General features: G+C 38.8%; 17 protein-coding genes. 6 read left to right on the plus strand and 11 right to left on the minus strand.

The genetic code is table 11. The features are described 5' to 3' along the window. The 4 genes from V7Z48_RS04920 to pflB all read right to left on the minus strand — a co-directional run. Positions 1-1,790: amidohydrolase family protein (locus tag V7Z48_RS04920; RefSeq protein ID WP_334112286.1), on the minus strand; the 1,790-nt coding region annotated here is incomplete at its 3' end. Between the two features lie 165 nt (positions 1,791-1,955). Further along, positions 1,956-3,230, minus strand: coding sequence for an L-lactate MFS transporter (locus V7Z48_RS04925; RefSeq protein ID WP_334112287.1), 1,275 nt, complete (start codon positions 3,228-3,230; stop codon positions 1,956-1,958). Positions 3,231-3,237: 7 nt separating this feature from the next. Continuing rightward, a complete protein-coding gene (pflA, locus tag V7Z48_RS04930) occupies positions 3,238-3,990 on the minus strand; it encodes a pyruvate formate-lyase-activating protein (RefSeq protein ID WP_334112288.1) in 753 nt (250 codons plus the stop codon). Between the two features lie 68 nt (positions 3,991-4,058). Beyond that, a complete protein-coding gene (gene pflB / locus V7Z48_RS04935; RefSeq protein WP_334112289.1) occupies positions 4,059-6,284 on the minus strand; it encodes a formate C-acetyltransferase in 2,226 nt (741 codons plus the stop codon). Between the two features lie 492 nt (positions 6,285-6,776). Between pflB and V7Z48_RS04940 the strand changes: the two genes are divergently transcribed. The 5 genes from V7Z48_RS04940 to V7Z48_RS04960 all read left to right on the plus strand — a co-directional run bounded on the left by V7Z48_RS04940 (position 6,777) and on the right by V7Z48_RS04960 (position 10,286). Further along, positions 6,777-7,517: an SDR family oxidoreductase gene (locus tag V7Z48_RS04940; protein ID WP_334112290.1), complete on the plus strand. Its 741-nt coding sequence runs from the start codon at positions 6,777-6,779 to the stop codon at positions 7,515-7,517. 22 nt (positions 7,518-7,539) lie between these two features. After that, positions 7,540-8,922: an NAD-dependent succinate-semialdehyde dehydrogenase gene (locus tag V7Z48_RS04945; RefSeq protein ID WP_334112291.1), complete on the plus strand. Its 1,383-nt coding sequence runs from the start codon at positions 7,540-7,542 to the stop codon at positions 8,920-8,922. A gap of 478 nt (positions 8,923-9,400) precedes the next feature. After that, positions 9,401-9,730 carry a YtxH domain-containing protein gene (locus V7Z48_RS04950; RefSeq protein WP_334112292.1) on the plus strand — a complete coding sequence of 110 codons (330 nt, stop codon included), beginning with the start codon at positions 9,401-9,403 and terminating at the stop codon, positions 9,728-9,730. A gap of 2 nt (positions 9,731-9,732) precedes the next feature. Beyond that, positions 9,733-10,080 (plus strand): hypothetical protein, encoded by a 348-nt coding sequence (locus tag V7Z48_RS04955; RefSeq protein ID WP_334112293.1) that lies wholly within the window; start codon positions 9,733-9,735, stop codon positions 10,078-10,080. Between the two features lie 5 nt (positions 10,081-10,085). Continuing rightward, complete coding sequence (locus V7Z48_RS04960) at positions 10,086-10,286, plus strand: DUF6327 family protein (RefSeq protein WP_334112294.1); 201 nt, start codon at positions 10,086-10,088, stop codon at positions 10,284-10,286. Positions 10,287-10,618: 332 nt separating this feature from the next. On the opposite strand, the gene V7Z48_RS04965 is transcribed toward V7Z48_RS04960, so the two are convergent. After that, a complete protein-coding gene (locus V7Z48_RS04965) occupies positions 10,619-11,386 on the minus strand; it encodes an SDR family NAD(P)-dependent oxidoreductase (RefSeq protein ID WP_334112295.1) in 768 nt (255 codons plus the stop codon). Positions 11,387-11,614: 228 nt separating this feature from the next. Here V7Z48_RS04965 and V7Z48_RS04970 point away from each other — a divergent pair, with 228 nt between their 5' ends. Continuing rightward, positions 11,615-12,055, plus strand: a complete 441-nt coding sequence (locus V7Z48_RS04970) for a lipocalin family protein (protein ID WP_334112296.1) — start codon at positions 11,615-11,617, stop codon at positions 12,053-12,055. Between the two features lie 80 nt (positions 12,056-12,135). Here the strand turns inward: V7Z48_RS04970 and V7Z48_RS04975 are convergent, their stop codons facing one another. The 6 genes from V7Z48_RS04975 to V7Z48_RS05000 form a co-directional block, all read right to left on the minus strand. Beyond that, entirely contained in the window at positions 12,136-12,900 is a 765-nt protein-coding gene (locus V7Z48_RS04975) for an SDR family oxidoreductase (RefSeq protein WP_334112297.1), read from the minus strand. A 3-nt stretch (positions 12,901-12,903) separates the two neighbouring features. Beyond that, positions 12,904-13,263 (minus strand): cupin domain-containing protein, encoded by a 360-nt coding sequence (locus V7Z48_RS04980; protein WP_334112298.1) that lies wholly within the window; start codon positions 13,261-13,263, stop codon positions 12,904-12,906. Between the two features lie 4 nt (positions 13,264-13,267). Continuing rightward, complete coding sequence (locus V7Z48_RS04985; protein WP_334112299.1) at positions 13,268-16,075, minus strand: alpha/beta hydrolase family protein; 2,808 nt, start codon at positions 16,073-16,075, stop codon at positions 13,268-13,270. 100 nt (positions 16,076-16,175) lie between these two features. Further along, complete coding sequence (locus tag V7Z48_RS04990) at positions 16,176-18,059, minus strand: CocE/NonD family hydrolase (protein WP_334112300.1); 1,884 nt, start codon at positions 18,057-18,059, stop codon at positions 16,176-16,178. A 477-nt stretch (positions 18,060-18,536) separates the two neighbouring features. Further along, entirely contained in the window at positions 18,537-19,589 is a 1,053-nt protein-coding gene (locus V7Z48_RS04995; protein ID WP_334112301.1) for an NAD(P)-dependent alcohol dehydrogenase, read from the minus strand. An 18-nt stretch (positions 19,590-19,607) separates the two neighbouring features. After that, complete coding sequence (locus V7Z48_RS05000; protein WP_334112302.1) at positions 19,608-20,726, minus strand: alkene reductase; 1,119 nt, start codon at positions 20,724-20,726, stop codon at positions 19,608-19,610. Positions 20,727-20,854 lie beyond the last annotated feature (128 nt).

A 20,854-nucleotide genomic window follows, 5' to 3' on the forward strand; every position in this document is an offset into this window, starting at 1 on the left:
CCTAGTTGTTGGTATAGTTCCAATTCGCGATGGTAAAAAAACGATCCTCCTAAATCCGTGCCTGGTACTATAAAAATGCCTTTGTCTTTCATCATTTTTAAGGTTTCCACAATTTTATCATAGCCTGCACGATAATCCCTATCGTCTTCATGCGAGGCAATTTCGGCCATAGCAACTTTATAACCACGCTGTGTGTTGGGTGGCATATGATTTATAAAATCTTTAGTGCCTTCCCTAACTTCACCGTTCCTTGATGTCATGAGCGCTTCGTGAATGGCCAAAGTTGGATCGATAGCGGTTTTATTCTCTAAAAATAAATCTATAGTTTCCTCTACTTTGGCACTATTCAAATCTATTTGTGGCAATCTTTTTAACGCCGTTAACCTAAGTAATGTTCTGGTGTCTTCTTTTGGTTCTAAAACCCAACCTAGCATGGTTTGATTGATGTGGGTCATTTCGTCAAAACCTGCAAGCAACATAGCATTGGCATTAGAAAATGCAGGTACATGGCCGCAAACAAACATGTTGTATTCCTTAGCTTTTTTAACGATGGTTGGCGCCCAATCCCCATTCATAGAATTGTAGAGTTTCACACCGTAAAAGCCTTGATCGCGATAAGTATCTACCGCTGCTAAGGCTTCTGCTTCACTAGCTACAACAATGCCGCCATTAGCACTGTATTCACTTTTGCCTTCTATAAAACCCAAACGGTGAATACGTGGTCCAGCCAAAACACCCGAATTGATTTTTGCAATTAATTCATCCAACACCTCATTATTGTTACCCATATCGCGAAACGAAGTCACGCCTGCTAAAACATTTAACAAGGCATCTTCATCTCCAGTATGGGCATGCATTTCGTACATACCGGCTACTAAGGTGCCACCTGTGCCGTCAATTATTACCTCATCTTCACCTACCACGTCGGGTGCACTAATTCCTATAATACGATCACCTTCTACCAGTACTGACGATAGTTCTGTAAGTGACAACGTATTGGGATCAAATATTTTTACGTTGGCAATACGGACTTTTTTACCGTAGTTGTGGGCATATTCCTTTTGAAGGGCTTCAAATCGTTGGGTTGAATATTTTTCGGCATAAGCACGGAGTTCCTTTTCTTTAGACTCAAAACCTTTCCTAACCGTCACTGACGATGGACTAATAAAGGCAAACAGGCGTTGATCGCTATCCGCTATAAAATAACTAGGATTTAAATCGGCACCAGAAATCGCATAAGTAGTAAGATTTACGGTAGTTGAATCGACTGTAATGCTGGTTTTTTCCATTTCGGTTAATTTTAGTGTTCCCGCTGGAAGTACAGCTGCCGAATTATCGACTGCTTTTAACAGACTACGCGCCGTGAGAATAGCCGAATATGGACTCCCCGACTGGTTTACATACCACAATGGCACTTCTACACTGGTGCTGTCGCTGCCAGTCGCATCCGTCCAAGAAGCCATGCTGCCATCAAAGGTGTAATGTTCATCTACAGCATTTCCAAAAGTAGTATTGCCAGTAATGTGCCATTCCACGGGGAAACCAGCAGCGTTTAAAACCAAGGTTTCTTTCATGGTAGGTCCACGACCGTTGTTTTTATAGTCGAAATCTATGTTAATGGTGTCACCGGAGATTTGGGTGTTAAGATGCCCAACAACGGTGCTTCCAAATATAACCGAATAGTTTTCTTCGCCTTGATAATTGATTAATGAGGATACCTCAGCTGTTTCTTGTTTGCATGAATTGAGCAATACTAAAATTATGAATAGATAAAGAAATGGTGTTTTCATAGTGGGTTGGTTTGTAATTATGTCTAAATATAGTAATTTAACGGGTTGGATCCATGCTTATAGGTAAGCCATTTTTAAATGAGTGCTTATTATAATAAATAAATACAAGAATCGGTTTGGGAGTATGGTTGATAAGACCAGTTTAACCACAGTATCTTACAATTGCTACAAATCCACCATAACCTCATCGGCCTTTTTATAAGCCAGATTAACGGAACGTTTCATCAATAAGGACACCACAAAAGCAATTAAAAACATGCCAGAAAACACTCTTAAGGTAATATCTAAAGAACCAGTAGCTTTTAACACCACATCATAAATGGTTGGCCCAACAACTCCAGCCAAAGCCCAACCAGCAAGTACCATACCGTGAATGGCACCCAATTGCTTGGTTCCGAATAAATCGCCCAAAAAGGCTGGTAAAGTGGCAAAGCCGCCGCCATACATGGTAATCACCGTAAATAAAACGATTAAGAATGTTAATTCAACCGTAATTTGAGGAAGAAAATAAAAAGCCAGTATTTGAAAGGCGAAAAATAGCACATAGGTATTAGAACGCCCCAAATAATCGGAAAGACTGGACCAAAACAAACGTCCGAGTCCGTTAAACACCCCAATTAAGCCCACCACCGTGGCCGCCTGCATGGGTGTGTAGTTCAATTTTTCTTGCACCATGGGGCTGGCCGCTGCAATAATGGCAATGCCGCAAGTGATATTGATAAACATCATGATCCAGATATAATAAAAGCGTATGGAACTTAGCGCTTCTTTAGAAGTCATATTAGAAATATCGGCTTTGATGTTGCCCGATGCTTCTTGACTAAAACCAGTTGGACTGTAGCCTACTGGCGGTCGTTCAATATAAAGCGCCGAAACGATTATTAAAACCATATAAATGATGCCTAAAATATAGAAAGCATTTGATATACCCACCGTTTCAAAAAGCGACTGCATCATTGGGCCAAATATTAAAGCTGAAAAACCAAAACCCATGATGGCCATGCCTGTTGCCAGTCCGCGTTTGTCTGGAAACCATTTAACCAAAGTGCTCACTGGTGTGATGTAACCGAGCCCGAGTCCGATACCACCAATAACTCCATAACATAGGTAAAATAAGGCAAGTGATTCTAAATATACCGCCAAACCTGAACCTAATATTCCGATACCGTAAAACAAACCAGCCGTAATCCCGCTTACTCTAGGGCCTACTTTTTCAACCCAAGGTCCTAAAAAGGCCGCTGAAATACCTAAAAATAAAATGGCCAATTTAAACGCCCATTTTATGGTGCTACCTTCCACATCAAAAATGTCTTTTACAGGGTTTGTTATAACCGAATAGGCATACACCGACCCTATAGAAATGTGAATACCAATGGCAGATAAAGCGATTAACCAGCGATTTTTAATGTTAGGATGTATCATACTTTGCGTTTTATCCATAACGGATTTAATTAATACTAATATTTTCAAATGAGGGTTGCAACAGGGCTTTGGCCTCTAAAAGTTCGGTTGCTGTATTTTCGCGGGCATCTTTGAGTTGGTATTCCCAACCCAAGGATTCCCACTTATGCACGCCTAATTTATGATAGGGCAAAATTTCAAGTTTCTCAATTGTGGTAAAGTCCTTAAAATAAGTTCCCAAGGCTTGCAACAGTTCAGGTTTATTGGTTAAACCCGGAACGAGGACGTAACGCAGCCACATAGCTTTACCTGTCTTTTCGCGGTGTTGTGCAAAATTAAAAGTGGTTTGGTGGTTTTTCATACCAGTTAGGTATTGATAGCCTTCCTCAGTCATATGCTTGATATCTAGCAGCACCAAATCGGTATAGTCGTCTAATAATTCTCTTACAAAATGATTCAAGATACGACCGTTGGTGTCTATGGCGGTATGAATGCCTTCAGCCTTCAAAAGTTTAAAAAAGGGTATCAATGCTTTGGCTTGCAGCAATGGTTCGCCACCAGAGACGGTTACACCGCCATACTTTCCGAAGTAAGGTTTGGCCTTCATCACCATATCAAAGAGTGCTTTTATGGTATGAGGTTCACCACCTTCCATTGCTATGGTATCGGGATTGTGACAGTATAAACACTTAAGCTTACACCCTTGCAAAAAAATCACAAACCTAATACCGGGACCGTCGTGGGTGCCAAAGCTTTCGATAGAATGAACGTTTAGTATAGTGTCTGGTAAAATAGTCATAGTCTTACTTTAAAAAAAGCACCTTATTAAATGTAGGCCATTCAAACAGGTGCTTTAAATAGTACATATTACATCGACTCGTGGAATGATCTTGAAATCACTTCCATTTGCTGCTCACGGGTGAGTCGAACAAAATTAACTGCATAACCCGATACCCTGATGGTAAGTTGCGGGTAAGCTTCTGGATGTTCCATGGCATCTAATAAGGTGTCCTTGTCTAACACATTGATATTGATATGTTGGGCCTTGTTAGAAAAATACCCATCTAAAATAGATATCAGATTTTGAACGCGCGTTTCAACATCGGCACCTAATGATTTTGGAACCACCGAAAAGGTATTGGAAATGCCGTCTTGTGCATCTTCATATCTAATTTTTGCAACCGAATTTAGAGAGGCAATAGCGCCCATTTCATCACGACCATGCATAGGATTCGCGCCGGGTGCAAAAGGAACACCCAAAGCTCTGCCATCCGGAGTAGCGCCTGTTTTTTTACCATACACCACGTTAGAGGTAATTGTTAACACCGATAAGGTTGGTGTGGCATTTTTATAGATTATAAACTGCTTCAACTCATTGTTGAAGTCGGATACCGCTTGCACTGCCAAAGCATCTACCCTATCGTCGTCATTACCGTATTTAGGAAACGCACCTTCAATGCTGAAATCTACTATTAAGCCGTCTTCATTTCTTATGGGTTTTACCTTCGCATATTTTATGGCCGACAACGAATCCGCAACGATTGATAGTCCGGCAATACCGTAAGCAATATCAATATGCGGATTGGTATCTATAAGTGCCATCTGTGCTTTTTCGTAATAATACTTATCGTGCATGTAGTGAATAATATTCATGGTATCGCAATACACACGTGCTACTTCTTGCATGGCTACTTTAAAGTTAATCATCACCTTATTAAAATCAAGGTATTCATCTTTATCGATAGGAACACCTTCAAGCACTTGTTCACCCGTTAACTCGCATCTACCGCCATTAATAGCCAATAGTAAGGTTTTGGCAAGATTGGTACGGGCTCCAAAAAACTGAATGGATTTGCCTAAATCCTGGTGCGATACGCAGCAGGCAATACCGTAATCGTCCGAACCTCTACTGTCGCGCATCAGTGCATCGTTTTCAAACTGTAATGAAGAGGTTTCAATCGCTACTTTTGCACAAAATTCTTTAAAGTTTTCGGGTAAATCTTCAGACCAAAGCACGGTCATATTAGGTTCGGGTGAAGCACCCAAATTATAGAGTGTATTTAAAAAACGGAAAGATGTTTTGGTAACTTTTGTGCGACCATCATGAAACATTCCGCCTATAGCTTCGGTAACCCAAGTAGGATCGCCTGCAAAAATTTCGTCGTATGCCTGCATTCGCAAGTGGCGTACCACTCTTAATTTCATGACAAACTGGTCTATGTATTCTTGTGCTTCTGCTTCGGTAATTAAACCTTGCTGCAAATCGTTTTCAATATAGATATCAAGAAAGGTTGATACATTGCCTAGCGACATGGCAGCACCATCTTGCTCTTTTACTGCAGCCAGATAAGCCATGTAAGTCCATTGCACTGCTTCGCGCGCATTTGTAGCGGGTTTTGATAAATCTATTGAATATGAATTACCTAGAGTTTTCATGGCATTTAAAGCCTTGATTTGCTCCGATACTTCTTCTCTCAATCTAATGACATCCTCGGTCATTGGACCAGTAATACTGGCTAAATCCTTGATTTTGGATTCAATTAAAAAATCAATTCCGTAAAGGGCAATACGTCTGTAGTCACCAATAATTCTACCTCTGGCATAATTATCAGGTAAGCCTGTTAAAATACCGAGTGAACGGTAGTTTCTAATCTCGTCGTTGTAGGCATCAAAAACACCATCGTTGTGGGTTTTAACGTATTTTGAAAACAGCTCTGTTAGTTTTTCGTTTGGTACCTTGCCATGTTCGGATAAAGCCTTTTCAACCACTTTAAAACCTCCGAAAGGTTTCATGGCACGCTTTAAAAGTGCATCGGTTTGTAAGCCAACAATAATTTCATTGTCTTTATCTATATAGCCGGGTCCAAAGGCGTCTATAGTTGAAATGGTTTCTGTATCCACACTTCTAACGCCGTTATTAGCGCGTTCTTCGGCCATAGCTTGGGTACAAATATCCCACAGCTTTAGTGTGCGCTTGGTCGGACCTTCTAAAAAAGCACTGGTTCCGTGATAGGGTGTGATATTATTAAACACAAAATCCCGAACGTTTACAGTTTTTGTCCAGGAACCACTAATAAATTTTGTTACTTCCATAATGTGAATCTTATAAGTAATGTTAGGTTTTTACCTAGCACAAAATTAGATTCAAACAGATTGTTTTTTGATGATATTCGTCATGTTTGTATGCTTGGAATCCTTTTAAAATATTGAAATAGTGAACGAAAACGTTTGAAGTTTGGGCATTCGAAATGTGTTAAATTTTAAAACATTTTGGTTTAAAATTAATATAGTGTGAATTGTTGCTGAAGTCTTCAAAAAAATGTTGAGATGTGACAGTTTTTCCATGAATCTGAACTAAATCTTGTAGGTGGTTAAACACCTGTAATAACCCTCACATAAGCCATGAATCCAAGGTATGCCGTGGATTTAAACAAGATCAATAAGGCCTATAATTATCAATTACTATTAAAATGACACTGAGATATTTACAAACATCTTTAAGTTATATGTAAGGAATATGAGTCCCATTTTGGATAGATTTACCAAAAGGTATAAAGCAACTAAAATAATCAAAAACAAACACAGATGGATCTAAAAAACAAAGTAGTAATGATTACAGGTGCCTCCAGCGGCATTGGGAAAGCAACGGCTATGAAATTAGCCAAAGAAGGCGCCTCAGTAGTTTTATGTGCCCGAAGTGAAGACGAACTAAACACCTTAAAAGATAAGATTGTTAAAAATGGTGGAAAGGCGATCGTGGTAAAAACGGATGTAACCAAATCCGCCGACCTAAAAGAAGCAGTGTCGCAGACTATTAAAGAATATGGTAGTGTTGATGTGTTGGTAAATAATGCCGGACTGATGCCACTCTCTCTCATCGAAAAGCTAAAAACCGATGAATGGGAAAAAATGGTAGATGTTAACATCAAAGGCGTACTCAACGGCGTAGCCGCGGTATTACCGACCATGAAAAAAAACAAAAGCGGACATATCATCAACATGTCGTCTTCGGCAGCACACAATTATTTTCCCGGCGGTGCTGTGTATTGCGCCACCAAGGTCGCAGTTAAAATGTTTTCCGAAGGCTTACGAAAAGAGTTAGCGCCTCAATATGGTATCAACATTACCTCTATCGAACCAGGTGCGGTAGACACTAGTCTGTTTGAAACCATTACCGATGCCGATATAAAAGAGAAACTAAAAGACATGAAAGAAATGACCAAACTAGAAGCTGAGGATATAGCCAACGCTATTTTCTATGCCTTAAATCAGCCCACTAGAGTTAATATTAACGACGTCTACATAATGCCAACAGAACAAGGCTAATCAAACTTAAAATAATACCATTATGAGTAAAGAAAAAACAATAGCAACCATCAACCCCACAAACGGTAAAATTCTGAATCGTTATAAATACATAACGGACAAAGCATTACAAGATGCCATTACAAAATGTCATAAAGCTTTTATGATATGGAGAGAAGTAAGTCCTGAAAATCGTGCAAAAGTTATTAAGGCCATCGGAAAAGAATTGATGAAGTCCAAAGAAGAATTGTCACAATTAATGACCGATGAAATGGGAAAAACTTTAGAGCATAGCAGGCAAGAAATAGATTTATGCGCTGCCATTTGTAATTATACCGCTAAAATCGGACCCAAAGAACTAAAAACAGAAGAACGCGATATGCTAAACGGCAACAAAGGACGTGTGTCTTATGCACCGATTGGCGTGGTGTATGGTATCCAGCCTTGGAACTATCCAAGCTATCAAGTAGTGCGCTATTCCATTGCAAGTCTTATGGGCGGCAATGGTGTATTGTTGAAGCACGCCTCAAATGTCACCGGTTCCGGCAAACTGCTGGAGCAAATTTACCAAAGGACCGACATACCAGACGGTTTGTTTACCATATTGATTATAAACCACGATCAATCCGATAGCGTAATAACCAATAAGCTGGTGCGTGGTGTTACCCTTACCGGAAGTCCAGAGGCAGGCAAGAAAATTGGACAGAAAGCTACGGCGGCCTTAAAAAAATCTGTTTTGGAATTGGGCAGCAACGATGCCTATCTGGTTTTTGAAGATGCCGATATAGACCTTGCCGTTAAAGCTTCCGTAACAGGACGTATATATAACAATGGCGAAACTTGCATTGCTGCAAAGCGATTTATTGTAGTAGAAAAGGTTTATGATGAGTTTCGGGAGAAATTTGTAAAAGCCATGAGTAAGGTCAAAACAGGAAATCCTAATATTAAAAGTACCCAATTGGGTCCCATAGCACGTGAAGATCTCCGTGATGAACTGCACGAACAAGTGTTAGCAAGTGTAAAGAAAGGCGCCAAGATAGCCTGTGGAGGAAAAATTCCGAATGGAGAAGGCTTTTTCTATCCCGCTACAGTTTTAGAAAATGTGAAGCCCGGACAGCCAGCCTACGAGGATGAATTTTTTGGACCCGTAGCTTCACTAATCAAAGCCAAGAACAATAAAGATGCCATGCGCATTGCTAACGACAGTCGTTATGGACTTGGCGGTGGAATCTTCTCAAAAAACGAAGCCGCCGCCTTTGAAATAGCCGAGAAATACTTTGACACGGGTATGGTCTTTATCAATTCATTTGGTTTAGCTGATCCGGCCATGCCATTTGGTGGTGTTAAAGAATCGGGTTACGGTCGTGAACACGGTGGCTTTGGACTTAAAGAATTTGTAAATGTTAAAAGTGTAATGAAAAGGTAAAAGATGGATATCAACACAATAGCCTCAATTAAGTTGACAAAAGCTTCTAATACCTTTTTTTTGAGCCATACAACAACACATGAATTCTTGCGCGCAGATGTATTAGATGGTTTTAACTATATTTTACTAATAAAGGGACTTTGATGAAATAGGGCGAGCGTTCATTAGCAGCGTGAAGAGACGCCGCGCTAAAGTTTGAGCGCTTTAATTTAACATAAAAACTTAGATATTAAAAGCCGAAACAACTCATCTTTCAAAATTTATTCTCCAGTTAATCAACGAACATCGCCTAATCGCTGAACACTAAACTATCTGTTCTAACCTCTTACTTGTCTTTGAATGTTAAAGTAATTTTAAATAACCTTGTTTATTCAATAATTAATGGTATAATACAAAGGAAGTCGATTGAATAAAAAATATAACAATTTTTTTAATGCGACAATTATAAATTAATAACACAAATAAACACAAACACATTATGGGAAGAGAAAGTAGTACACTTTTAGGAATTTTAGCAGGAACAGCCATTGGCGCAACTTTAGGAATATTGTTTGCACCAGATAAAGGCTCTAATACAAGACAGCGCATAGCAGACGAAGCGCAAGCTGCTAAAGATAAGATTCAGGAAAGTGCGCTCCATATGAAAGATCGCGTTGTTGAAACCGTATCTCATAAAAAAGAATCTTTAGATGAACAAGTGGAATCTATCGTTTCGGATATGAGTCACAAAACTGAAGATGTCATCACAACACTTGAAAAGAAATTAGCTGAGCTTAAGTCTAAAAACAAGAAATTTCAAAAAGCATAAGCATGAATATTTTTGAATCTGTAAATGATGCAACTGGCAAAATGTCGGATGCAGGGGAAACTTATATTAAAAAAACACAAGAATATTTTACATTAAAAGTTTTTCAGCAATTAACAATTTCAATTAGTCTAGTTGCAAAAGCTATAATTATTGGTGGCATGTTATTCATAGCACTAATTTTCTTAGCTTTTGCGGCCGCTATGGCTATCGGCAATTGGCTACAAGATGGCGCTCTAGGCTTCGTTATAGTGGCTGGCATATTTTTAATAGCGACATCAATCGTTTATTTTAGCCGACATCACATCAACAACAAAATCATTAAAACATTTTCCTCTAAATTCTTCGACTAACAACTATGAAACAATATCAATCTTTTGAAGATATTCAATATAATTTATCACGTCTCAAGCTTGAACGCAGCATTGCATTAGAAAAAATGAAATTAGCTAAAAGCGAATTTACAGACAATCTAAGACCAGCTAATTGGGTAATGACCATAGCTAACGTGGCTAGTAAATATGGATTCTATGTGCTTTTGAAGCGGTTATTTAGATAGACAAGCAAATTTAATTATCTTTTAAGCAACCGCTAACTTCAGAATAGGTTGTACTATTTTGCATCGTTAACTTTAATTAATTAACATCCCAGTATCAGGATATCAATTACTTACAGATAAACAAAGGTTTATTTACTTCAAATATTTTACTCACAAACAATTAGTACCTATTAGCAGGGTACTCCATAGATACTCCCACCTTACTCCATAGCAAAGCCATAGCAAAGCCCACCCTTGGCTTTTTTAGAATGAGTCTCAATAAAAGAAATTGTAGAGCGTTTTAGAATATGGCGCTATCTTTTTTTAAAAAATTTGGTTTCTAACATTCGAATTTATCTAATATGACTCCCCGCATTCACATCAATGGTCGCTCCTGTAGCATGATCCATTAATCCACTACACATTAATCCAACCAAGGGCGCTATATCTTGTGGTGTGGTAAGTTCGTTTAAAGCTATTTCACTTAGGATGCGTTCTTCGCCATAAGTGTCAATAAATGCTTCAGCCATTTGCGTTCGGGTAAATCCCGGTGCAACCACAAAAGCCTTAATATTATCTTTACCGAAGGATCGCGCAACACTGCGCGCCAAAGAAGTTAAACCACCTTTAGAAGCCGCATAGGCTAAATATTCTTGTGTTTCACCTCTTAAAGCAGCACGACTGCCAATATAAATAAAACGGCCTCCAGAGGCTTGAGATTTGAAGTAATCAATTCCCAATTTAGTGAGTAATCCCACCGCATCCAGATTAATAGCCAAGGTGCGTTTCCATACCTCAAACCAATCATCAATATGTTCTGAAATAGGATGCGCTAAAAATACACCAGCATTTAAAACTATGCTGTCCAGCCTTCCAAAAGCTGTGATTATATCTTGAAATAATGTTTTAACAGATTCTTTCTGACTCAAATCCGCTTGAAAGCATCTCGAGCGTGTATTTGGATACTTTGATATCAATTGTCGTGCAGCGTCTTGACCACTATTAAAATGTACGGCTACACAAGCACCTTGCAACATGAGGTAATCAGCAATGGCATATCCAATGCCTTTGGAAGCGCCAGTTACAAGAATGTTATTGTTTATTAAATCTTTATCGGCCACGATTTAAGGCAAAGGATTAGGAAATAAAAATACACATTTTTTTAAAGTAACTGAAGTATTAAAATCTTAAATAAGTTTTTATTCCTAGGGTGTGGGATAGGCAAATCTCAACTTAAGCTATAGCTCAATTATTACGTAATTATCTCAAATTTAATGCTTAAATTTTTTTATACCAAATGTATATTATAGATTTGGAGTCTAAGTTTAAACCAACTAAAATCTTTTATCATGAAAAAAATCTTTATCCTTTTACCAATCGTAACTTTAATCATTTTTACATCTTGCAGTAGCGATGACGATAATGGTGGAAACCAAGCTAGCATAATAGGTGCCTGGGAGTATTCTCAAGAAGGAACCATTATTGGTGGCCAAGAAGTCCTTGAGCCCTACGATCACGAAGCCCCTGAATGTGGCAATGATTTTATAGAGTTTAGTGCTAATGGTACAGCCGTTGAGACCTATTTTTTCTTAAACATGGATAGTCAATGTGAAACCGAAGCTTTTACATTTTCTTATGAAGTAAATGGTCAACAAATAACCATTAATGACGATGATGAGGTTATCACCGCCGAAATCTTGACACTCAGCAACACAACTTTAAAAGTGAGAACCACCGAGGAATTTGGAGGTGAAACTTTTGTTTATATAGTCCTGCTTACAAGAATTTAAATTAAATTCCAAAAAATACTGATTAGAGAGCTATTTAAAAATAGATCTCCCTTTTTTGCATACAATATACTTAGCGCTACTTACAATAAACCTTTTATCCAGCCACCATCAACAGCAAGCGATGTTCCTGTGATATAACTAGCCCTAGCACTCGCTAAAAAGGTAACAGCTGCCGCAAATTCTTCGGGGTCGCCAAAGCGTTTTAGTGGAATCTCATTAACAGCGTTTTTAAAATCGGGATTCGTTTCAATTAAAGTCAAAAGTCTGTTGGTTTTAGTATAACCGGGCATCACGTTGTTAACAGTGATATTATAAACACCCAACTCATTAGCAAGGCTTTTAGTTAATCCCACCACCGAAGCTCGCACTGAATTAGATAAAATTAAATTATCAACTGGCTGCTTTACTGCCTGAGAGGTAATTGAAATAATGCGTCCATAAGGCTGCTGTTTCATACCAGGAAGTACAGCTTGTATCAAAGCTACCGCACTTTCTAATAATAAATTATAGGTCTGTTGCCATTGCTTAAGCGACAAATCTTCAAACTTGCCAGCCGGTGGACCACCAGTGTTAGTTACCAAAATATCAATATGATTAAACTGTTTAAAAATAGTCTGTAATACTTGGTCCCTTTCGGAAGCATTTGATAAATCGCCTGCAACTGCTAGCACTGTAGTGTTGTACTCAGTTTCAATCAGCTGTTGGGTTGCTTTTAAACGGTCTTCATTTCTGCCATTTATAATGACGGTCGCCCCTTCTTTGGCAAGCTCCATTGCGACAGCCTTACCTAATCCCTCACTGGAAGCAGCTATAAACACTACTTTGTCTTTTAATCCTAAATCCACAGCCTACTTTCTTAAATAATCATCGGTGCCATCCAGCCAATCGGCGCGAATGGGCGACCAGGTATCGACTTCTTCAACATCGCCAATCATCAAGGCTTCATGAGGCACATGAGACGGAATCACAACAGAATCACCAGGTCCTAAATCCATGGTTTGCGCCTTATCTGCACCAAACCAAAAACGGATGGTGCCAGAAACTACTTGGGTTACCTGTTCGTTTTCATGCTGGTGAAGCGGCACTAAAAAACCATCCTTAAACTTCATTTTAGCCACCATGACTTTGTCGCCATAAATCATTTGTCGTTGCATTTTATCGTTTACTTGCTCTACTGGTACATCGGCCCAGTTAATTTTCTTTACCATATTACTATTCTTTATCTATTAATTCGTATCCTTGATTAACACCCTTTTCAATAGCAGGCACGCCACTTTCCATCCAAACAGGTTTAGGAGCAGCTTTTAAATAATGGTCGAAAAATTGCGCCATTCTGATATTAAAGTCTTTGCGATTCTGCATTTTTAAAGGCCAATGTGGTTCGCCATTGTAGTTAAGCATCCAGGAAGGTTTACCCAAACGACGCAAACTTGTGAAAAACTCAATGCCTTGGTACCATGGTACATGTCCATCGGCATCGTTATGCATGATGAGCAAAGGTGTGTTAATTTTATCGATATTGAAAATGGGTGAATTCTCCACATAACGCTGTGGATAATCCCAAGGCGTACCTCCTATTCTACTTTGGGTATGTTCGTATTGAAACTGCCTACTCAGGCCTGTTTGCCATCTGATACCGCCGTAGGCACTTATCATGTTAGCAACCGGCGCACCTGATTCGGCTGCTTTAAAAATGTCAGTTTTGGTGACCATGTATGCAATTTGATAACCACCCCAACTATGGCCTTGGGTGCCAATATTGTCTTTATCAACAAAACCTTTTTCTATCAAAGAAGTGATACCAGGCATCACGCAACTAAAAGCACTTTCGCCTGGGTAACCGATGCGGTAATGAATATCAGGATTGAAAATAAGATAACCACGGCTGGCATAAAAACTGTAATTGATAGACGAACGCTCAGCTCTGGGAATACGATGGTTGTGCAATCCGTCGGAACTCCTTTCATAAAAATTAACAAGTAAAGGGTATTTTTTATTAGGGTCGAAGTTTTCTGGTTTGATAAGCATCCCGGTTAACGGAATTCCATCTAAAGATGTCCATTCCACCAATTCCGCAGTGCCCCAATTGTAATTAGCTTGTTGCGGATTGGCATTACTAATTACCGTTGATTTTTTAAAACTTAAATCAGATAATCGAATGTTAGGAAACTCCTGAAACGACTGACGACTAAAAATAACAGCCCCGCTTTCTCTGGCCTTTTGAGGATTTGAATAGCGGTAAGGTCCGTCTAAAAGCTGCTTACCGTTTTTGTTTTTATAATTGAATTCATAGTAACCTGAATTTTTAGTAGTTTCATTAAAAGTAGTTAACAACCATTTATCTGAAGTATCAATATAACGTTGCTCTGGATCTAAATTGACATATCGATAGCTTGTTTTGCTAGGTCGGCCATCGGTTAATTTCGTCGCAACAGCAGTTTCAGGATGGAACTCCCATAGGTCATAACGATCGTATAAAATTACGGAGGCATCATTTTTCGTCCAACCTGCAGAACCATACGAACGGGGTTCTACAGGAGAATCGTTCATCTCATCGAAAAAGGGTTTGCCTTTTGTGAGTTCGGTGTATTTACTTGTTTCTAAATTGTAGGTGTACCAAGTACTGTCAATAGGATGGTAACCGAAGGCATATTTACCGCTCGGACTCATCTGCACACTCCCATAAAATTGTTTCATGGCAGGTTTAACTTCACCCGTGTTTACATTGATAATAGCCACATCACTCGCTCTTTTGCCTGTCCATTGACTTTCCAACATATATGGCTTACTATTGCTAATGAATGCGAAATTGCCGTTACCTTCGTTGGCTGTTCGGGCATCAGGATAAGCTTTTGAAGCTATTTGGATTAGCTTTTTAGTGTTTAGATGATAGACGGTTTCAAAAGACTTTTTCTGGTCATTTTCAATCTGCATTTCTTGCACCGTGTATAGACGAGGTTCATCATAGGTCCATACTTCAACATTCACAATTTCTTCATCTAATAATGTAGTATCCTTCACTACGTGTGGCAAAGCCAATCCAAAATACAGCCTCGATTCATCTTTTGAAAAACTCAGACTACCGTCGGAAGACACGCGATAGCCTTCAGGTGCCGAAGTATTATCCACCACCAATTCAGTTTGATTATTATTAGCATTCCAAGTGTATACCTGATTAGGCCTTAAAAAGGCTTTGGTAGTATCGGCATCTACCACAAATCCCAATTGCGAACCAGAATCACTAAAAATTAATTTAGCATATTTGGTTTTGGCATGCGATTCAAAAATTTGCTTTGTAATCTTATTGTCTAAATCTAATACAAACACTCCAGCGTTATGATCGTCTTCATCACCAGTTGTGGTATAAGCCAACTTTCTGCCCTCTTTAGCAAAACAGAAGTTAGTAACAAAATGAATGGTGTCTTCTACAGAATATTTTAAGTTTTTAATAACCAAGGAATAGCCTGTTTTGTCGCTAGCAACTTTTGGTTTCTTCTTGGTTTTGGTGGTATCTTTTTGAGTTGAATCTTTAGATTTTTCAGTATTATCCGGCTTTTTCTTATCCTCCAACTGAAAAGTATAAGCCACATATCCCGACCATTTTTCGGGGAGTTGATACGATTTTATATTTCCAATTTTATGAAGCGATTTGGTCTTTAAATTAAAAATCCCGATAGAATCTTTAGGCATTTTCTCCTTTTTAACCTTACGACGCTTCATTTCAATGATGCTATCTTTCCAAGGCTTGATGGTGAAAATGGCATAATTGCCATCATAGGTAAAGCTGCCGCGTTCTGAACGTTCGTGTTCAAACACCAAGTTGGCTTTGTTATCTTTAATTCTTGTATGCTGGTCTTTTTCACCCTTTTCTAAGGAATACATTACAAAGTCACCTGCGGGTGAAATGGTTTCTCTTTGGATGGTATTCCAAATATCGTAGTCTGAATGATCTAATACTTTCTTTTGTGAAAAAAGGTTGATACTGAAACATAGAATCAAAAGATAAAGAACTGATTTCATGTGTTGTGTTTTACTATTTTTAAACTAGCAATTTCTTCGTGCAACTCTGTGGTACAACTACTACAGAAAGTTTAGCTAAGAAACATAGGTTTTTTTAAAGTTATTTTGCAATAGGAATACGTATTTGCGATGGATACGTCTTTGAATGATGCACTTTATTGGTGGCAATTACACCCACCGATTCATCATAATTATTACCGCCTGTGTTAAGGTTTCTGGCAAAACGCGGAAAATTACTGCTAGATATTTCTATACGAATACGATGTCCCTTTTTGAAGACATTACTAGTAGCCAATGGCGTGAGGTCTATTTTATAAACCTTACCTTCTTCCATAAATACTTCTTTGTCATAACCTTCACGGTAACGCACCCGCTGAATGGTTTCATCTAAATTATAGGCCGTGCCATCAGGAGCTACATCAATTAGTTTTAAGGTGAAATCCGTGTCCTTAACATCAGAAGACACATAAAGCGTGGCTTCAATAAAACCTGAAACCTCTGTATCCTCCGTTAAAATATCCGAAGAATACACCAAAATATCTTCACGTGTTTCCATATCAATTTGATCGAAGGCGCCGCCTTTCACCGCATTGCCAGTACAACACACATTGCCACCGTAAGATGGGACAGGCGCCATTGGGTCGTAAATAAAACTATCTGGTTTATCGGCAGCTGGTTTTTTAGTTGTGAGTTTACCATCGCCAAAGTGGCTATTGGCTTTTCTGTTGCTATTTAAATAAAACGTGGTCATTTTAGTGTTTTCAGGTGGCCACGTATTGGAGGATTGCCAAACATTGGTTCCCATAGTGTAATATTGCACTCTAGGTGTTGTCTCTTTAAAATCGTTCGCTTCACCTTTGAGCCATAAATCGAACCATTTGGTAATTTGCTCGTTGTAATTTAATCTGGCATCTCCAACGCTACGTTCACCAACCATAGTATTTTCTGTAGCTCTGGTGTAACCACAATGCAAGGTTGGCGCAATTACCAAGTACTGATTATCCCTTACAAAGGCATCTTTAGCCTTGTTGCGCACATGATTAAATAAACTGATGTTGGGAGTTATAGACACATCGTACCAAGATGCGAACCAAAAACTGGGTGTTGTAATTTCCATATTGTCATGGTAAAGTCCGCCTTCAAACCATTCGGGATCGTTAGGCTTTCTACGAATCATTTTATCGAATATTTCGCGCTTACCGTTTACATTTTTTAGAATATCTTGAATTGGTAAATGGCTTAAAGCCTCGGCCATATCTACTGATGGATTTTTGGGACCTAAATCGTAAAATCGAGAAATGCGAATTAAATCTTCCTGTGTTGCACCCGCTGGAATACGCGGTTTGAATTTGTCGTGTTCTACGCCATATAGCCATGCGAAAAACAACATCTGTTCTGCACCACCTCGATACCAATTGCCTTGTTCATTGATATTGCCAACCCTACCAACACCGGCACCAAAACCTTGCGGCACCATAGCGGCATGGGAAGGATGATCTAAAGCCGACACTGCCATGAGCCATTCAGCCGTAGAAGAACAACCAATAGTCCCTATTTTACCGTTAGACCACGGTTGATTTTTCATCCATTCAAAAGCATCGTAGCCATCGGTTAAAGGGACTCCGAGAATATCCCATTCACCTTCAGAAAAATACCGACCACGTTCATTTTGAACCACATAAATATAGCCTTGTTTTATATAATCTAAAGCCCGTTGTGCTTCTCTTAATCTTTGTTTACCATCCACCCATGTATTAAAGTTGTAAGGTGTTCTTGAAAAGATAATAGGATACTGGCCATCGGCTTTTGGGCGATAGATATCGGTTGCTAATCTGATGCCATCGCGCATGGGCATCATCACTTTTTCATCAACAATGGCAATGTCAGAAAGTTGCCCGAGAATATCCTCCTGAGAATGCGTGACAGTAACGGAAAATAGTAAACATGCCAGTGGCAAATAAAGTGATAGAAAGTGTTTTTTCATTTAAAATAGATTAGTTGGTTAATGCAATTTTTAAAGATATGAAAATGTATTAAGAGATATGAAACAGTAGGATTTTTTAACAATTAGTTATGTTGAATAATCTTTGTAATGATTAAATCAAGTTGCGCTAAAGAGCAAAACGATACAATACAACCTAGTGCGCTTTGTGAAAAAGTTTGAGCTTTGTGGTAAAAAAATTAACCACGAAGTGCGCAAAGAAGGCACGAAGCACGCAAAGTTTAGGCTGTTGACATTTATAAAACTTTTGTGCCCTTTGTGTAAAATCTTTGTGGTCTTTGTGGTGAAAAATAAACCACAGAGTCACGGAGAACACTAAGAAAAAACTTTGCGTGGTTTGTGGTAAAAAAATAACCAAGAAGAAGTATGCTACATATCTTAAATACTTTAAAAAATAACTTGATAAAAAAAGCCAACAACATCAAGTTATTGGCTTAAATGAATAATATATGAAGTAAGTTAATTTTTTAAACTCGCCATATCAATTACAAAACGGTATTTAACATCTGCTTTGATAACGCGTTCGTAAGCTTGGTTAATGTCTTGCATATTGATCATTTCAATATCTGAAGTGATATTGTGTTCTCCACAAAAATCTAACATTTCCTGAGTTTCTTTGATGCCGCCAATAAGCGAACCAGCAATGCGCTTTCTGCCTAAGATGATACCTCCGCCGTGAAATGGTTTTAATGGCTCTACCGCGCCTACCATCACCATAGTTGCATCGCGTTTCAGCATGGCGATATAAGGATCCATTTCGTGAGCCACAGGGACGGTGTTTAGTATAAAATCGAAACTGTTAAGGTGTTTTTGAACCTCCGCTTCATTGGTTGAAATCAAAACATCATGTGCACCTAAAGCTTTCGCATCAGCAGCTTTTGAGGGGCTTGTAGTAATCATCACCACATGTGCGCCTAAAGCGTTTGCGAACTTAACGCCCATGTGACCCAAGCCACCCAAACCAACAATACCAACCTTGTCCCCTTTTTTAACATTCCAGTGTTTTAAAGGCGACCAAGTAGTGATACCGGCACACAGTAATGGCGCCGTGCCTTTTGGGTCAATGTTTTCTGGTATTTTTAAAACAAATGATTCGTCAACAACAATAGACGTGGAATATCCACCATAAGTTGTGCCGTTTAAATGTTTATCGGGACTATTGTAAGTGCCGGTCCAGCCGTTTTCACAGTATTGCTCTAAACCGTCGTTGCATGAATGACATGTTCTGCACGAATCCACTAAACAACCAACGCCCACTAAGTCGCCAGTTTTATAGTTTTTCACTTCGTTTCCAACATTAACCACGCGACCAATAATTTCATGGCCTGGCACTACTGGATACACGGAATTTTTCCAGTCGTTTCTAGCGGTATGAATGTCGCTGTGGCAAACACCACAATATAAAATTTCGATGTGCACATCTTTGGCGCCAGCTACTCTGCGCTCAATTTGTAATAGCTCTAAATCGGCTGTTGCAGCTTTAGTGCCGAATGCTTTTATTTTGGTTGTCATATATTTTTATTTAATTATTTATATTTTTTCTTTAATTTTTTTGTCTAAAAACTGATAGTCAATATAACCCTTTTTTCCGGGAGTATAAAATGTATCTTCATTCCATTCAGCCAATGGTGCATTGGTTTTAAATCGTTCCACCAAATCAGGATTTGAAATATAGAGCTTACCAAAGGCGACCATATCAGCAAAGCCAGCTTCAATTATCGCGTTTCCCTTTTCTTGATCAAACTCGCTATTGATTATTAAGGTACCTTTATAAAGCGGACGAAAATGCTTTGCAATGTCAGTTACAGCATGAGGTACATCAGAAACATCGGTAAAAGGCTCCGATAAGTGTAAATAAGCGAGATTATAATTATTGAGTTGTTTTACAATATATTCGAAAGTTGGAATGGTTTCTTCATCTAAAGTCATTCCAAAGGCATTATGCAATGAAGGATTAAGCCTTAATCCGATACGTTCAACAGGGATTTCGTTTTTAACAGCCTCTAGCACTTCAAATAAAAACCGTGCTTTATTTTCAATACTTCCGCCGTATTGATCGGTGCGCTGATTAGAAGCATTGTTGAAAAATTGATGAAACAAATACCCATTGGAAGAATGGATTTCAACACCATCAAAACCCGCTTCTACTGCATTTTTAGCGGCTTTGGCAAAATCGGCTACAGTGGTTTGAATGTCTTCAATAGTCATGGCTTTAGGTGTTACCGTATCTTTAAAACCTGCTGGCGTGTAGGACTTGGAATTAGGATTAATGGCTGAAGGCGCTAAAGGCAGTTCGCCATTATGGAAATCGGGATGCGACATTCTACCAACATTCCACAACTGAATGAATATTTTTCCACCTTTATCATGTACTTTTTGAGTCACATGTTTCCAGCCTTCAACTTGCGCTTTAGAATGAATTCCAGGCGTATTGATATAACCAATAGCTTGTTTAGAAACTTGAGAACCTTCAGTAATTATGAGACCAGCGGAGGCGCGTTGCTCATAATACACCCCGTGTAAGGCCTCTGTAGGTGCGCGTTCATCGTTATCGGCGCGACTTCGTGTCATAGGCGCCATTACAATACGATTGTTAAGTTGAATGGTATTAGATAATATAATTGGCTCTAAAAGAGGTTGTTTTGACATAGCTGCTTTATTTTTTTAATTAATCTGAAAGGTACGACAGCTAAAACTTAAAAGAAAATGAGTTAACGAGCTTATGTGTTAACATTTGTTAATCTTTTGAAAGATGCTACTAAGAAAAATGAGACTAT

The sequence above is a fragment of the Paucihalobacter sp. genome, assembly GCF_036825875.1.
GTDB lineage: Bacteria > Bacteroidota > Bacteroidia > Flavobacteriales > Flavobacteriaceae > Paucihalobacter.